12 protein-coding genes are annotated in these 17,380 nt (G+C 40.0%); 3 read left to right on the top strand and 9 right to left on the bottom strand.

Features of this window, described 5'->3' with window-relative positions:
- Positions 1–275: 275 nt before the first annotated feature.
- From LO761_RS02325 to LO761_RS02300, 6 genes are all read right to left on the bottom strand, one after another.
- Complete coding sequence (locus tag LO761_RS02325; protein WP_272816709.1) at positions 276–1,436, bottom strand: metallophosphoesterase; 1,161 nt, start codon at positions 1,434–1,436, stop codon at positions 276–278.
- Positions 1,437–1,442: 6 nt separating this feature from the next.
- Positions 1,443–2,318 (bottom strand): vitamin B12 dependent-methionine synthase activation domain-containing protein, encoded by an 876-nt coding sequence (locus LO761_RS02320; protein WP_272816708.1) that lies wholly within the window; start codon positions 2,316–2,318, stop codon positions 1,443–1,445.
- Positions 2,315–3,655 carry a dihydroorotase gene (locus tag LO761_RS02315; protein ID WP_272816707.1) on the bottom strand — a complete coding sequence of 447 codons (1,341 nt, stop codon included), beginning with the start codon at positions 3,653–3,655 and terminating at the stop codon, positions 2,315–2,317. The genes LO761_RS02320 and LO761_RS02315 overlap by 4 nt, the downstream gene beginning before the upstream one ends.
- Positions 3,652–4,401, bottom strand: coding sequence for a polyprenol monophosphomannose synthase (locus LO761_RS02310; RefSeq protein WP_272816706.1), 750 nt, complete (start codon positions 4,399–4,401; stop codon positions 3,652–3,654). The genes LO761_RS02315 and LO761_RS02310 overlap by 4 nt, the downstream gene beginning before the upstream one ends.
- Before the next feature lie 78 nt (positions 4,402–4,479).
- Positions 4,480–5,874, bottom strand: coding sequence for a S41 family peptidase (locus LO761_RS02305; protein ID WP_272816705.1), 1,395 nt, complete (start codon positions 5,872–5,874; stop codon positions 4,480–4,482).
- A gap of 42 nt (positions 5,875–5,916) precedes the next feature.
- On the bottom strand, positions 5,917–8,127 hold the full coding sequence (locus tag LO761_RS02300; protein WP_272816704.1) for a tetratricopeptide repeat protein: 2,211 nt from the start codon (positions 8,125–8,127) through the stop codon (positions 5,917–5,919).
- 132 nt (positions 8,128–8,259) lie between these two features.
- Between LO761_RS02300 and mfd the strand changes: the two genes are divergently transcribed.
- Entirely contained in the window at positions 8,260–11,637 is a 3,378-nt protein-coding gene (gene mfd, locus LO761_RS02295) for a transcription-repair coupling factor (RefSeq protein ID WP_272816703.1), read from the top strand.
- Positions 11,638–11,817: 180 nt separating this feature from the next.
- Here mfd and nhaD read toward each other — a convergent pair whose 3' ends face one another.
- The 3 genes from nhaD to LO761_RS02280 form a co-directional block, all read right to left on the bottom strand.
- On the bottom strand, positions 11,818–13,158 hold the full coding sequence (nhaD, locus tag LO761_RS02290) for a sodium:proton antiporter NhaD (protein WP_272816702.1): 1,341 nt from the start codon (positions 13,156–13,158) through the stop codon (positions 11,818–11,820).
- A gap of 65 nt (positions 13,159–13,223) precedes the next feature.
- Positions 13,224–13,619 (bottom strand): hypothetical protein, encoded by a 396-nt coding sequence (locus LO761_RS02285; RefSeq protein ID WP_272816701.1) that lies wholly within the window; start codon positions 13,617–13,619, stop codon positions 13,224–13,226.
- Between the two features lie 62 nt (positions 13,620–13,681).
- Positions 13,682–14,110, bottom strand: a complete 429-nt coding sequence (locus LO761_RS02280) for a hypothetical protein (RefSeq protein ID WP_272816700.1) — start codon at positions 14,108–14,110, stop codon at positions 13,682–13,684.
- 131 nt (positions 14,111–14,241) lie between these two features.
- Between LO761_RS02280 and LO761_RS02275 the strand changes: the two genes are divergently transcribed.
- Both LO761_RS02275 and LO761_RS02270 read left to right on the top strand, forming a co-directional pair.
- The gene (locus LO761_RS02275) at positions 14,242–15,534 is read left to right on the top strand and encodes an MBL fold metallo-hydrolase (RefSeq protein ID WP_272816699.1); all 1,293 of its coding nucleotides are present in this window, start codon (positions 14,242–14,244) and stop codon (positions 15,532–15,534) included.
- Between the two features lie 98 nt (positions 15,535–15,632).
- Complete coding sequence (locus LO761_RS02270; RefSeq protein WP_272816698.1) at positions 15,633–17,141, top strand: succinate CoA transferase; 1,509 nt, start codon at positions 15,633–15,635, stop codon at positions 17,139–17,141.
- Positions 17,142–17,380 lie beyond the last annotated feature (239 nt).

Raw genomic sequence — 17,380 nt, 5'->3', positions numbered from 1 at the left:
AGCTTGTTGAGCAAAGATAGGAATTAAAGTTGTTAAACCATCAGAAGAAGGGATATTTTTTTGATGAACATTTGATTGAAGCATACGTGTTATCTCTGTAACTCATGCGTATCACTTGAACAACTCATGCGTATCATTTGATCAACTCATGCGTATCATTTGATCAACTCATCCGCATCAGTTGAGTAACTCATACGTATGAGTTTCATGTTTCATGCCCATGGAATATCCGGAAGACAAAGTGAATGATTCATTTCATCAAAAAAATACCAAAGTTATGCTTTTTTCAGCGTGATGACCGTGATTTCCGGCCATGCTCCTATGCGGAACGGGAACATGACATATCCTAAGCCGACATTGACAAACAGCGCGCGGTTGCCGTTCCAATAGAGTCCGTTATGTTCTTTATATTTGAACATGATGGGGCTGAATCCGAGTATGCTGAATTGCATCTCATGTGTATGTCCGGAGAGGGTGAGTTGCACCTTGGTTTCCGGGAGAATATTCCTATCCCAATGCGTTGGGTCATGGCTCATCAGCACTGTAAACACTCCATCGCAACCTTTCAGCGTCTTCGGCAAGTCGCCTCGATCGGGGAAAGGAGGGTTACCGCTGTTCTCCACTCCTGCTATAGCAATGCTGTCGTTTCCGTGGTGCAGTATGACATGGTCATTAATAAGCATGTGCCACCCCATATTATTTTCTTTATTAATAAGGTCTTGAATTTGTTTTTCCTGCATCCGTTTGTCTTTCCAATGTATATAAGTAGAATAGTCGTGGTTACCCAGTACGGAATATACTCCGTCTTTTGCCCGGAGTTGACTGAGAATAGGGATAAACTCGTCCAATTCCGAGGCGAGATTATTGACCATATCGCCGGTAAATAGAGCGAGGTCGGCATGTTGAGCATTACAAATGTTGATTGCTTTTTGAATGGCTTTTGCGTTACCTGTCCAACTACCTGAATGAATATCGGAAATCTGAAGAATGCGGTATCCGTCGAATGCTTGAGGCAAATCTTTGAACGGAATGGTCACATTACGCACCATGAAGTGCTGTTTACCCTCTGTGGCCCCGTAAATCAATTCGCCAAGCGCAAAGGCAGCAACAGCCAATGCGATATATTCTCCTGTTTTATTTCCTTTCCATATTTTCCGTATGGGTGTAAGTATTAACGAGATAAGCGTGAAAATCAACTTGGGGAATATGAGTATGAAGAAGATGAGTATGAAGTAACTCAGTCGTTGCATACTTGCAGGGTAGAAGTCGTGCGTAATAGCAATGGTGACTATACCAAGCAGCAACAGTGTGGTTGGAATCCAATAACAGATTTTTATCCATCGCTTGTCCGATTTACAAATAAACCGTTGGTATATATACCAATCGGGGAGAATCAATATGATGAAAAGGAAAATTAAAGTTCTGATTAATACCATAATATATTATAAATTATTTGCTAAATATTTTTTCGCTTGTTCCGTCGATACTTCTTTCCGACGAGCATAATCTTCTAATTGGTCCATGCCTATTTTACCTACTTCGAAGTAATGAGCTTTAGGATGGGCGAACATGAGTCCGCTGACCGAAGCGTGAGGCTGCATCATTCCATTTTCTGTGAGATGGATGCCGATTTGTTTCATATCGATTAGTTTGTCAAGGATAAAATTAACCGATACATCAGGCATAGATGGGTAACCGACAGCCGGACGGATGCCTTGATATTCCTCTTTGTGCAATTGATCTATAGTGAGATGTTCATCGGGCGCGTATCCCCAGACAGATTTACGTATCTGCTCATGGAAACATTCAGCAGTAGCTTCAGCCAGACGGTCGCAAAGAACCTGTACTAACAGGCGTTTATAGTCATCATTATCAAAAAGGTGTTCTACCTTTGCGTCGATAGTGGTGGCGAATACGCCCACCTGATCTTTTATTCCGGACGATAGCGGGCGGACAAAATCGCTTAGGCAAAGGAAATCGGAATTATCGGATTGCTGACGAAGTAATGGCAGGCGTATATCATTAAGTATCAGATCGTCACCATCGGAATTGGCATCTGCCAGAATGAAAATCCCATGTGTTTGGTATTGCCGGTCGAGTTCATTCAGCATCCTCACCGCCTCTCGGTAAAGATTAGATGCTTCTGCAGCTTTCGACTGTTCTTCTAAAGGAAAAGAATGAATCCATTGTGTCCGACAGGCATCACATTCGTGTATATCAGCTATTCCGGCGAATTTAGGAGTAAAGCCCCATGCATGGAAAAAATAGATCCAATGAATATAATCACTAACTTCGTGTATTTGAAAATGTCTGATCATCGCGTAAACCTCAATTCTTCACCGTGAACATCTTCATCCACTTTTGTTCCGTCGAATACCGGATGTCCGTTACAGAAAGTTTTCATCACCTTCGAATGGAATGTTTGTCCTTCCATCGGACTCCATTTACATTTGCTAAGAATATCGTCGGATGTAACAGTCCACGGATTATTCAAATCAACCAGCACCAGATCTGCTTTAAATCCTTTCCGTATGAAGCCGCGATGTTTTACCTGATAAATTGAAGCAGGAGCATGAGTCATTTTCCAGACTACTTGTTCAATGGAAAGTACTCCCTGATATGCGAGTTCCAGCATAGCCGGAAGTGAGAATTGAATCATTGGCATACCCGAAACAGCTTTGAGCGCGCCACCTTGCTTCTCGTTTAAAAGATGAGGCGCATGGTCGGTGGCAATAGTATCAATAATGTTGGTACGCAGTGCTTTACGCAATGCGTTACGGTCTGTTTCCGACTTGATAGCCGGATTACATTTGATACGGGTTCCCAGCGTTTTATAATCTTTATCGCAAAAATAAAGGTGAGAAACGGTTGCTTCCGCGGTAATTTTTTTCTTTTCCAAAGGCTTGTCTTCAAAAAGATTCAGTTCTTTTCCCGTGCTGATGTGCAGGATATGTAGTCGGCTGCCATAATCCTTAGCTAATTTAACAGCTAATGCAGACGAGTGATAACAGGCTTCCTCACTGCGTATAAGCGGATGGTAACATATATCGGGATCATCCCCGTATTCTTCACGAAAATGTTCCGTATTTGTTTTAATAATCGACTGTTCTTCGCAATGTGTAGCGATGATGATGGGCGAGCGTTGAAATACTTGTTTCAGTATTTCCATACGGTCAACTAACATATTACCGGTTGATGCGCCCATAAATAGTTTTACACCGCATATTCGTTGCTTATCCAACTGATGGAGCAAATCGGCATTGGTATTCGTTGCTCCGAAATAAAAGGAATAATTGACTATACTCTTTGTTGCTGCATCGGAAAATTTGTTTTCTAATGCTTCGAATGAGGTTGTCTGAGGATTTGTATTTGGCATATCCATAAACGAAGTAACGCCTCCGGCAGCGGCAGCAATACTTTCCGAATGGATATCGGCCTTGTAAGTCAATCCGGGGTCACGAAAATGAACGTGTTCGTCTATTACTCCCGGAAGAAGATGAAGACCTTCTGCGTTTATCTGTTCGTCAACGGGAGCAAAAGGCTGTTCATCGTCTTTAAGGATTTCAGCAATAACCTCGTCCTCGATGACAAGTCCACCTTTTTGCGTCTTACCTTCGTTGACTATCTGTGCATGTTGAATCCATGTTCTTTTCATGCTTGTTTTTTTTGAGGATATTTATGGTGTAGACTAAATAGTTTCAGTTGAATAACGCCGAAGAAAGCTTCACCAAAGATACTGGAGTTCATTTTTGATGTTCCCAATCGTCGGTTTACAAAAATAACCGGCACTTCGGCAATCTTAAATCCACATTTGTAAGCAGTGAATTTCATTTCTATTTGGAAAGCATACCCTTTGAAACGTATTTTGTCGAGGTTAATGGTTTCTAAAACTTCACGTCGGTAACACATAAATCCGGCTGTTGTATCATGTATAGGGATGCCTGTAATAATATGTACGTACTTTGAGGCGAAGTAAGACATGAGAACGCGTCCCATCGGCCAGTTTACAACGTTGACACCTGAGATATAGCGTGATCCGATAGCTGCGTCATAGCCTTCTTTCGCGCATTTTTCATATAAACGTGGCAAGTCGTTCGGGTTATGGCTGAAATCGGCGTCCATCTCAAAGATAAATTCGTATTTCTGTTCAATAGCCCATTTGAATCCTGCAATATAAGCTGTTCCTAATCCCAATTTTCCTTTTCTTTCAATCATGAACAGACGGTCTGGAAACTCCTGTTGCATTTGGCGAACGATGCCGGCCGTCCCATCAGGTGAATTATCTTCGATGATAAGAATATCGAATTGTTTTTCCAAGCTAAAGACGGCCCGGATAATATTCTCAATGTTTTCTTTTTCGTTGTAAGTAGGAATGATTACAATACTGTCATTTGTTCCCATAGGGTAAATAGTTTAATACCACAAAAATAAGGAAATAATTCTGAAAATAATCTTATTTTCTTGCAATTTATTCAAAAGTCAGTGAATGATAATTCCGCGTTTATTATGTTTGTTGAGGGATGTTTGCAGAATCGTAGTGGTGTTATTATTAAAACTATAACTTTTATTGCTGACAGATCCGGTGGTAATAAGGGCGAGTGTGTTATGCAGCAAATATTCGCGTGTATCACCCAAAGGATAAAGCGAATCTATAAGCTTTCGTTCGTTTAACTCATAATTTGGAGCGATTCCATTATTATAATTTGCTGTATTTTCGGCATTTAAAATATATGCAACGACAGGCCAGATAATGAACTTATGCTTTTCGTCATTGAAGGCTTGCATACCGACGGGCTTCCCATAAGTAGTCTCGCCCACAACGATGATGTTATCTTTTCCGAAGTAAGGTTTCAAGCAGTTGATGACAGCCTCGGAAGCTGATGCCGTATAACGAGACGTTATAATATACAATTTGTTTAAGTTGAGGTTTCCCATTTGATATTTTGGGTCTAAAAGAATTGTTTCATCTTTTAAGTTTCCGGTTTCATTATACTTTAATGTACAGAATGTTTTTCCAAGTGCGGAAGCGGGGACTAACAGGCTTGCCAATTCCTGCGCACAAGTCAGGTATCCTCCTGAATTATAGCGCAGGTCGAGAATAAAAGTATCGGTACCTATGGCTTTAAACCGTTCGAAAATATTCAGCATCCGGTTCCCATATTCTGTTTCTCCACTCTGATTTTTGGGTCCTGTACTGAACTCATTATAAACCATGTAAGCAATTTTTTGATTGTCGATGGTGTAGACGGAATCCAGATAGAAAGGATTCAGCTCAACGAAACGAGATTTTCCGATTGGTACTATATCTAAAGATTTCCATAAGCGTACGCTGTCTTGATCATAAACTATTTTGGAACGGGAAAGTGAAGTGGCATCCCCATCAATTAGTTTGGTGTAATTATTAACAGTTAGCTGATCTCCGCCGACAGCTGTGATCCAGTCTCCACGTTTCAGTCCGGCTTCCGAAGCCGGAGAGTTCGGCATGACATAAAGAACGCGAGCCATGGTATGAGCTGTAGTTCTTAACGGGTCGGTCATCACTTCAAATTCAAATCCGTAGCCCGAAGTACGGTTGATGTTGACGCGAGTTGAAATTGTATCTTTCCACTCAATATAAGAAAACGTATCACCTTTTCCATCTAAAGCCTTTTTATAGACTCGTTTAGCAAGAAAATCGTTAGCGTCATTGAAATAGTCTGATTCAGAAACTTCTGTTAAACTATCATTCCAGAGATAATATTTTTCCAGCACTTCATCAATCCACTTGTCGTCGGATACAAGGTTATTATATTCTTCCGTACGGTCTTCGCCGAAACAAGATGCCATAAAAATTATTAAGCTGAATAATGATAAAACGCGGATAAACTTATTCATGTTCAAACATATTTTTGCCAAAACTACAAATTTTCTTCCGGATTACAATAGTTCATCGGGTAAGATACGAATCTTTTCTTCGCTTAGACCTTGTGCTTTCAGATAAGGTTCATCTTCTTGATACAAACGGGTGAACTTATCAAAGCTATCGCTCAGGTTCATGGCATTTTTATAGCATGTGATCGCTTTATCGTTCATGTTAAGAACTTGATACAAGTGACCTGCATTCATCCAGTCTTGCAGTTTTGGAGTAGGTTCTTGTAATAATAACTCGTAATATTTCTGTGCTTGCTCATGTTTGCCGGTTACGAAAGAGCACCATGCAATAGCTCGTCGGGCTTCGTTTGGTTTATCAGACAGATATTCTACTTTAAAGAAATAAGGTAATGCTTCTTCGAACTGTTGCATCATGATCAGGCAACGCCCCATTTCCATGGTAAGTTTTAAGTTATTCTGATCTATAGTTATCAGTTGTTTATAATAATCGTAAGCCTGACGATATTGTTCGGTTTTCATATAACATAATGCTAAATGTCTTAATGTCCACTTGTCATCAGGATGCAGTAATTCAGATTTTTTATACCAATTAATGGCTGCGTCTAATTTCTTATTAACTTCTTGTATGTAGCCCAGTTTCTGGTAATATTCAGAATTGCTCTTATCTGATTCAGAAAGTGTAGAATATAAGGTAAAAGCTTCATCCAAGTATCCGTTTTGCAACAAATAATCGGCAATTGCTTTTTGTTCTTTTATATCGCTTAATGCATCTTTCAAATCTTTGCTATGCCAAAGTTGACAGCCGGTTCGGAATATGTCAATATATTCATTTCTGTAATCCCATAGTTTGAAGAAACGATATAAATCGTGAATATACTGACGACTAATTTGTTGTTGATTGAGTTGACCGCCTAATTGTTCTTTTAATTGCTCTTGTTCTTCCTCGCTGAGGTTATTTATATTCTGGTTTAATTGAGAGACTATCATTTTCCGGATAGAAGCGGGGGCTCCTATCAGATTAAAGCAGAAAGAATATTTGTCAGAGTTACAGAATAAGTCTGATTTTAGCATCCACATCAATGAAAATTCTTTTTCGTCATCAAATTCGTTAAGTGCTGAAAGTTCATGGTACTGAAGATCGAAAGGGTAGAACCAATGAGACATTTTTTTAAAGAATCGATAATGCTTGAATTGAGCGAAAGAGCTCATATATACGTCAGCTCCTGCCATTTGGAGTTCTCCCATGGCTCGTAGTTCATCAGCTAAGCGGGAATCCATCATTTGCTTTTCCCATTCAGGATTAAAATTCTCGTCATCATCATTTTCTTCGAAGCCAATATGCTGACCGCGACCGGTATTACGCATCATTCCCGGAATAATCTCCTCTTTCATTTTTCGATCTATTTTTTCCGTTTCACGAGTTAGCAAGAGTTGCATTTGGATAGTGTAAAGATTGTTGATGAATTTCTCATCAGCACATAACTCTTCCAAGGCTGATTTTGCTTGACGAAAAAGGATAACTCGCCAGTCATAAACGATAGAAACGAATGCCAGACCAACGATAGCACGCTGATTGATCATGATGTTCTTGTGTTGGTAAGCCTTGATCAGGAACATGTATTTCTTTATATCAAAAAGTTTCAATAAGGCCATGGTAACAGCACTGACAAGTACACAAAGGTCGTTTACCGAAATGAGCATAGAATTGAGTATAGAATACATTGTCGCTTCTGTTTCATCATTCCAATGCGATGAAGTCCATACTTTTTCAAACAGTTCGGTCACTGCGAGCTCGTGTTGCTGCTTGATATGGTCAATTTCCTCTTTCCGCTTTGCTTCATCAGGGTAAAGCCCGGGAGCTGTTGCCATATCTTCCGTATAATTCTCTAAATATAGTTGAAGATTGTAATATTCATGTGAATTAATTTTGTCATAGTTCCTTTTGATTCGACTGAAGTACTTATTCGGATCTGTGAGTACGCTTTTCTCAATGCGTGCCACATCCCATAAGTCATAAACTTTTCGAATCATTTTGTCGTACACTTCTTTAAAGTCAGGATCGTTTATACCCTTTCGGGAATAGTCCAGCATTAAATTGTATGATGTCTGTAGTTCATCAATATCACTGAGAAGTCTCCAATTCTGTGATTCTGAAGCCATCGTATGGATTTGGACAAGCGCTTCTTTGATTCGATGTTTTGCAATCAGATCCAGAATCGTTGTCTCTTCATCATTATATATTTTAAATCCAATCATATTAGTTTTTTCTTCAATTATCGCAAATTTTATGCCATGATGTTTACAAAAGTACCTATTTTCCTAAATACTTCCTAAGAAAAGAAAAGGAATTAGATAAATGTTATACCTTTGTGGCGGTATAAGTAGATTATGGACATTTCGGAAATTCAACGAATTTATGCCGGTCATCCGAACCGAAAGGGACTGGTTTCATTATTGGAAAAAAAATCGGTAAGAACAATTTTCCTGAGCGGACTACGTGGCTCTTCGGCAACCTTATTCTTTTCTTTTGTTATCAAAGAAAATAAGAAAACGATTGTTTTTATTTTGAACGATTTAGAATCGGCCGGTTTTTTCTATCATGATTTGGTTCAGATAAATGGCGATGCTGATATTCTTTTTTTCCCTTCGTCTTACCGACGGGCTATTAAGTACGGACAAAAAGATAAAGCTAACGAGATACTCCGTACAGAAGTGCTTAATAGATTGCAATCGGGCGATGCAATAGCAATTGTTACTTATCCTCAGGCATTGGCTGAGAAAGTAGTGTCTAAGTTGGAGATGAGCGCAAAAACTCTTGAGTTTAGTGTAGGCCAGCATGTTGAAGTAGAATCTTTAGAGAAGCAATTGTTCGATTTTGGTTTTAATTTGGTAGATTATGTTTATGAACCTGGTCAATATGCTGTGCGTGGCAGTATCATTGACGTGTATTCTTTTGCGTCCGAATATCCTTTTCGTATTGATTTCTTTGGAAATGAGATAGATAGTATTCGAACTTTTGAGGTTGAATCGCAGTTGTCTAAAGAGAAAAAGGATAGTATATCTATTGTTCCTGAGTTCACAAAGGAAGATTTATTGAAAGGTGTTTCTTTTTTTAAATTTATTCAGGAGGATACTATCATTGCTTTGAAAGATTTACTTTGGGTTCGCGAGAATATTCAGTCTATTCATGATGAAGCAGTATCCCCTCAAGCTTTACAAGCATACGAAGGCGATAAGCAGGAGTTGATGGATTTGAATAAGAAGTTGATAGACGGCTCGAAGTTTACTGAAGAAGTGTTGGATTTTAAGCGGATAGAGTTTGGATTGAAACCGACAGGAACTCCTCAGGGTTCTTTAAAATTTGACGTAGCTCCTCAACCTATATATCATAAGAATTTTGATTTGGTAAGCACTTCTCTGAAGGATTATCTTTCGGAGAACTATACCATATATATGTGTTCTGATAGTCAAAAGCAGAACGATCGTCTGAAAGATATTTTTGAGGAACGAGGGGATAAAATTACATTTACTCCGGTCAATAAAACCCTTCACGAAGGCTTTTCGGATAATCAGCTGAAGTGTTGCGTATTTACCGACCATCAGATTTTTGATCGTTTTCATAAATATAATTTAAAGAGTGACAAGGCTCGTAGTGGTAAAGTTGCTCTTACGCTAAAGGAACTGAATGAGTTTGAAATAGGCGATTATATTGTTCATATCGATCACGGTATTGGCAAGTTTGGCGGACTGGCGCGGATTCCTAATGGGAATTCTACACAGGAGGTTATCAGAATTATTTATCAGAATGATGACATCGTTTTTGTTTCTATTCATAACCTTCATAAGATTTCAAAATATAAAGGTAAGGAAGGTGAGGAACCTCGTCTGAGCAAATTGGGTACCGGCGCATGGGAAAAGATGAAAGACCGGACAAAGACCAAGATTAAGGATATTGCCCGCGACTTGATAAAGCTTTATTCTCAGCGGAAGAAAGAAAAAGGTTTTCAATATTCTCCTGATAGTTATTTGCAACAGGAGCTGGAAACCAGCTTTATTTATGAAGACACCCCCGACCAGTTGAAAGCCACTCAAGATGTCAAGAAAGATATGGAGAGTGACCGTCCGATGGATCGATTGATTTGTGGCGATGTCGGTTTCGGTAAGACAGAGGTATCCATTCGGGCGGCTTTTAAAGCGATAACCGATGGGAAACAAGTGGCCGTATTAGTGCCAACTACTGTTTTGGCTTTCCAGCATTATAAAACATTTACGGAGCGTTTGAAGAATTTCCCTTGTAAGGTGGATTACTTGACGCGTGCTCGTTCGGCAAAGGATGTATCGTGTATAAAGGAAGAATTGGCAAGCGGGAAGATAGATATTATAATCGGTACTCATAAACTGATAGGAAAGTCTGTTAAGTTTAAAGATTTGGGCTTGTTGATTATTGATGAGGAACAGAAGTTTGGCGTAAGTGTAAAGGAGAAACTCCGTCAGATGAAAGTTAATGTGGATACGTTGACCATGACCGCTACTCCCATTCCTCGTACACTGCAATTCTCTTTGATGGGGGCACGCGATCTGTCTGTTATTCAGACTCCTCCTCCTAATCGTTATCCTATTCAGACGGAAGTACATGCATTTAACGCGGAAATTATTACCGAGGCTATTAACTTTGAGATGAGTCGTAACGGTCAGGTCTTTTTTGTGAACAACCGAATAGAAAGTTTGCCTGATTTACAAGCTTTGATTCAAAAGAATATTCCGGACTGCCGTGTGGCCATTGGTCATGGACAGATGGATCCGGAGAAGTTGGAAGAGATTATTACCGGATTTATTAATTATGATTATGATGTATTGCTCTCCACTACGATAGTGGAGAATGGAATAGACATTTCGAATGCGAATACCATCATCATTAATAACGCGCAAAACTTTGGATTGAGTGATTTACATCAGATGCGGGGGCGTGTAGGACGAAGTAATAAAAAAGCATTCTGTTATCTGTTGGCTCCATCAAGAGAAAGTTTGACACCGGAGGCTCGTCGTCGTTTGGAGGCCATTGAGAATTTCAGTGATTTAGGCAGTGGTATTCATTTGGCAATGCAGGACCTTGATATTCGTGGTGCCGGAAATATGTTGGGCGCGGAGCAAAGCGGATTCATTGCCGACTTAGGTTATGAGACTTATCAGAAGATTCTGAATGAAGCTGTTCATGAACTGAAAGAGGATGAGTTCGCGGAACTGTTTGCCGATCAAGATAAGATCAAGAATAACGGTAAGCTATTCAGCGGAGAGAACTTTGTGGATGATTGTCAGATAGAAAGTGACTTGGAGCTGCTGTTTCCCGACCAATATATACCGAGCAGCAGTGAGCGAATGTTACTTTATCGTGAGCTGGACGGATTGGAAAAAGACGAAGATGTAGAGGCTTTCAAAGTTCGTTTGGAAGATCGGTTTGGAAAAATTCCGAAAGAAGGGCAGGAGTTGCTGAAAGTGGTTCCGTTACGAAGAATGGCACAACATTTGGGCATAGAAAGAGTATTCCTTAAAGCAGGTAAGATGACGCTCTTTTTGGTGTCCAGACTTGACAGCCCTTATTATCAGAGCAATGCTTTCGGGAAACTGATTGCTTATATCGGAAAGCATCCGAGGAACTGTAATTTGCGTGATAAAAACGGAAAGCGCAGTATGATTATAAGAGATGTTAACTCCGTAGAGAAAGCAGTAGGAATTTTAAAAGAGATGGAAAGTCTTCCATCGGAATAGTAAATCGGATGTCATTAACGTGCATCTGGTGACGCATAGCAGTTGCCATTCTAATACGTAAGGATATATTGAAGAGATATTATAAGTTCAAAGGCTCATCTTGTAATACACACCCTATTCAATGGATATAAAAAAGACCATAAGAAAGAAATTCCTATGGTCTTTTCTGTATAGTTGGGATTAGTAAACAAATGTCTTCAGCAGATAATAAGTGAATATACCGCCTATATAACCGACAAAGGCAATCCATGTAATATGCTTCATGTACCAACCAAACGAAATCTTTTCCAATCCCATGGCAATAACGCCGGCAGCACTGCCAATAATCAGCATTGAACCGCCTACACCGGCACAGTAAGCCAACAGTTGCCAGAAGATTCCATCAATAGCAAAATCGCCTGCAACCTGTAACGGATACATACCCATACATCCGGCAACTAACGGAACATTATCAACAATGCTGGAGATAACGCCAATGACACCGGTTACGATATAATGATTACCATGCGATACGTCGTTCAGCCATTGACCGGCAGTAGTCAGCACCCCAACCTCTTCCAGACAGCTGACAGCCATCAGAATGCCAAGAAAGAAAAGAATAGTACTTAAGTCAATGTGCGTGAGCAAGTTGGTAACTCGCTTATTCATTCCACCTTTTTCATCTTTCTGCAAATGATGATAGAACAACTCTGTAGTAACCCACAGAACAGAAAGGATGAGCAGAATGCCTACGAATGGAGGAAGATTTGTCAGATAACGGAAGATAGGAACGAAACAGAGACCGCCTACACCAAGAAAGAAGATGGTTTTGCGTTGCTTTGACGTGAAATCTTCCGCCCCTTTGTTCGTGATGGACGTATCCGGAGTGGTCAATTCACCTTTCAACTGTGTTTGCAGTATTAAAGCAGGAATGACCATTGAAACAATAGATGGCAATAATACCTCTTTAATGACTCCGGCAGCACTAATCAGGTTGCGGTTCCAAAGCATGATGGTTGTCACATCTCCGATAGGAGAGAAAGCCCCACCTGAATTGGCTGCAATGATGACAAGCGCGGCATAAATGATTCTGTCCGTATGTTCTTGAACCAATTTGCGAAGTACCATAACCATTACGATAGTAGTGGTCATGTTATCTAAAATAGCACTAAGAATAAAGGTCATGAATGCTATACGCCAAAGAAGTGTTCGTTTCGACTTTGTCTTCATAGTCTCTCGGACAAAGTTAAATCCTCCGTTCTGGTCGACAATCTCAACAATGGTCATGGCACCCATCAGGAAAAACAATGTAGTGGATGTACTCCCCAAGTGACGCTCAATAATATCGTTTACAGCGTTGTTAATCTGATCGGGTTCGACTCCTGTAATGTATTGTCCGGGGTTGATCATATAGATTGTCCAGCAGACAACAAACATCAGCAATGCAACAGCAGCCTTGTTGACTTTTGTAACACCCTCTAAAGCTATACAGGCATAGCCCAAGATAAAGGCGATTACGATTGCAATAGTTAAAACAGACATATTATAAACTTTAAATATTATGCTACATTACAAGTGAGTTACCAAGTTTATCAATCGTTTATTCGTTAGAATAATGTAGCGATAAGTTCAGCCTCTTTTCCTTCATAGACTTTTAAATCTACAACAGGATGGTAGTAGAAACCGGAGTAAGTGAATGGCTGGATGGCTACAAATTGATGATCCCGAGCTATGCACGCCTCCACATGGATACTACCTACTTGTGAATGCTCTATCTTGCCGACAGATTTGATTGCTTCTTCTAACTTATCGGGAGGAGTACTCAAAATCTTTTCTATCTTGGCACCGCCTTCATTGGTGTATTCGAATTGAAATACGTCGATAGGACTTTGAGTCGGTTTGAATATTATAGTCTGTTTTAATCCGAACAGACTGCTTTTAATAAGTATATGCTCATTTTTAGAGATAGCCTCACCTATCTCCATGTTTTTTATATTTGCCATAATAATGTTTCTTTTTATGAATAAAAATTTGAAAAGTAAGACGGATAAAAAGATACTTATGGCTAACACAAAATATGTCGTAACGCAATTACATAATAATCGCATACGGCTTCCGTTTGATAAGGGGCTGTTTCCAACTTAAACTTACCTGCGGCATTCGATTTTATATATTTTGTGTATTTATAGAATAAGGGCATTTTGCCCATAGGCTTATTTGTTCTGAAAGAGGGAAGAACACGTTGTGGGCGTGAGTTGCAAATTCGATAAATATTTTGAACATCTTGAATATTTGCAACGCCGTTTTTGTTATGTGAAAAAGAGTCGAAAGCATAATCATTGGTCTGTTTTTCCTGTTTGGTATGTTGAACCGCTTCCGCTGTTTTCCATTCTCCGGTCAAACGCGGAATGTCAAGACATGCGACTTTACCGGCACATGCGAATGTCAGGGCGATGAATAAAATGATTAGATGTAAGAAGTCTTTCGTATTCATTCTTCAAAAATAATCTGCGCAAAGATAAACTGAAATATTATTCATTGTTAACTTTCAATCGCTTAAATTTCAATCCTATCGTGAATATAAGTTAATAAAAATGTTTATCTTAGCGCATCAATTTTATTACTATGGACAGACGAGAATTTATTCAGACCTCAGTGTGGACAGGTTTAGCTTGTCTCGTTGATTTTGATAGAGCCTTTGCCGCAGGGCAAAACGATAAGAGCGTAGGGAAGCCTTGGAGAGGTTGGAAGAAGGGACAATTCCAAGTTCACTTTATTTATACAGGTGTAGCGGAATCAATGTTTTACATATTCCCTGACGGAACAACTATGTTACTCGATTGTGGTGATCATAATGCTATCGGGAGGGGGAAATTAGCAGTTCCTGTCTTACCTAATCCTGACAGGCATGCGGGCGAATGGATTGCTCGTTACGTGCAGCGGGTAAATCCTTCGGGAAGTGACGTGGATTATATGATGCTCTCGCATTATCATTCCGATCATGCCGGATGTTCGACTTTCTATGCGTCGAAAGATAGACGTGACGAACAGGATTATTTCTTGAGTGGATTCTCTCAAGCAGCAGAATCACTGAACTTTGGAAAGGCTTTCGACCGAAGTTGGCCAACGTATGATGATCCTATTCCGATAAATGACGAATCAGATGGAGGAACGGTCGGGCACATGAAGCGCTTTTACGAATATATGCAGAAACATCGTGGAATGCAGATGGAAAAATTCAAACTTGGTGCCGTGAATCAGATCGCTATGTTGAAGAATCCTTCAGAATATAAAAATTTTTCGGTACGTAATATTTGCGCGAACGGGAGTATTGCGTACCCTGATGGAACTATAAAAGACTTATATAAAGATCGCATTGCAAAAGAACATCCGAAGACGTTGAACGAGAACGGAATGAGTCTCGGAATGATTTTTACATACGGAGAGTTCAAATTTTATACCGCAGGCGATTTCTCGGATAAATGGAAATTGCCCGATGGAGCGGAATATGAAATAGAGGATGCTATTGCTGATGCTTGTGAGAAAGTGAATGTCGCCAAGATTAATCATCACGGACATTATTCCATGCCACGCAAACTGATTGAGGTTCTTCAGGCACGTGTCTATGTGAGTTGTGTTTGGGACCAATTGCATAATGTGGCTCCGGTGATGGAACGGTTGGCCGACCGCTCTATTTATCCTGATGACAGAATCATTTGTCCGGGGATATTCCCTAATGAGCGCAGGGAAGAGGATGCCGGTAAAATTTGGATGAGTGATATTAATAAGGACTCGTTTGATGGAGGACATATCATTTTGAATGTGGAGCCGGATGGAAAGAGATATTCTATCACTTATCTGACAGCGGATGATGAGTCGATGACTGTAAAGAGTGTGATAGAATTTAATAGCCGATAATTAAGTACTTTTTTTATAAAGAAAAAGAATGTCCTTTAAAAAAAATGATATACCTTTGCACAATTGTTGAAAAATTCAAATAATATTAATCTAATTATATGGCTTACAAACGTATATCTGCAGTAGAAGCTGCATTAATGATTAAGAATGGAGAGAACATTGCGCTTAGTGGATTTACACCTGCAGGTGTCGCTAAGGCAGTAACTAAAGAGTTGGCAAAGATTGCTGAGACGGAACATCAGGCTGGACGTCCGTTTCAGGTTGGTATCTATACAGGTGCGTCAACCGGTCAGAGTACGGATGGTGACTTGGCAAATGCTCACGCTATCAAATATCGTGCTCCATATACAACTAACCCTGATTTCCGTAAGCATGTCAATATGAATGAAATTGCTTATAATGACTTGCATTTAAGTCAGATGGCTCAGGAGCTCCGTTATGGTTTCATGGGAGAAGTTGATTGGGCAATTCTTGAAGTTAGTGATATCGACGAGGGGGCTGATTCATGTAAAGCTTATTTAACTGCCGCAGGCGGTATCAGTCCTACTGCTGCTCGCTTGGCTAAGCACGTAATTCTTGAGTTGAACACTTTTCATAATCCTAATTCTAAGTTCATTCATGACGTATACGAGCCACTCGACCCACCTTATCGTCAGCCAATTCCTATCACTCATGTGGGAGACCGTATCGGTAAACCTTATGTTGATATTGATCCGAAGAAGATTGTTGGCGTTGTTGAATGTAACATTCCTGATGAGGCTCGTGCGTTTAAGGACAGTGACCCATTAACCGATAAAATAGGACATTTGACGGCAGAGTTTTTGGTTAGCGATATGAAGCGTGGTATTATTCCGTCTTCATTCTTACCTTTGCAGAGCGGTGTGGGCAGTACGGCTAATGCTATTCTTGGTGCTTTGGGCAATGATAAGAACGTTCCGGTATTCAACATTTATACAGAGGTTATTCAGAACTCAGTTATTGAGATGATGTTGAATGGTCGCGTAAAGGATGCTTCTGCTTGTTCTCTGACAGTTTCTAACGAGTGTCTGATGCAGGTGTACGATAATATGGATTATTTTAAGGATCACCTGACATTACGTCAAAGTGAAATCTCAAACTCTCCTGAGGTAATGCGCCGTTTAGGTGTCATCGCCATCAATACTGCTTTGGAATGTGATATTTATGGTAATGCGAACTCAACTCATATCAGCGGAACCAAGATGATGAATGGTATCGGAGGTTCCGGAGATTTTGAGCGTAATGCATACATCAGTATCTTTACTTGTCCTTCAACTGCGAAGGGAGGTATGATTAGTTCCATTGTTCCTTTCTGTAGTCATATCGATCATACTGAGCACGATGTCAATATCATCGTTACCGAACAAGGTGTTGCGGATTTGCGTGGCAAATGCCCGATGGAGCGTGCGGAAATTATTATTGAAAATTGTGCTCATCCGGATTATAAGCCGGTTCTCCGTGAATATCTGAAGATTGCCAAAGGCGGACAGACTCACCATTATTTGCCCGCAGCATTCGCTATGCACGATACTTTAACTCGTAAGGGTGATATGAGGTTAACTGACTTTTCGGAATATGTAAAGGCATAATAAAAATTGTATCTATAATTAATGAAGGCGGATGGATCGTTTGGTTCACCCGCCTTTTCTTTTAGTCATTTGATGGACATCTGTTAGTGTTTTTATTGTGGATAAAAAAGTGTACCACGCACGTGATGCATGTGTACCACGCACGTGATGCATGTGTACTACGCACGTGATGCACGTTACTCACGCAGGTGATGCATGTGTATCACGCACGTGGTACGATTTCTTTGTACATAGAAAAA

It is taken from the genome of Phocaeicola oris (assembly GCF_021295095.1).
Taxonomy (GTDB): Bacteria; Bacteroidota; Bacteroidia; order Bacteroidales; family Bacteroidaceae; genus Phocaeicola; species Phocaeicola oris.
The sequence above is the reverse complement of the archived record's forward strand: the minus strand, read 5'-3'. Positions and strand labels throughout refer to the sequence as shown.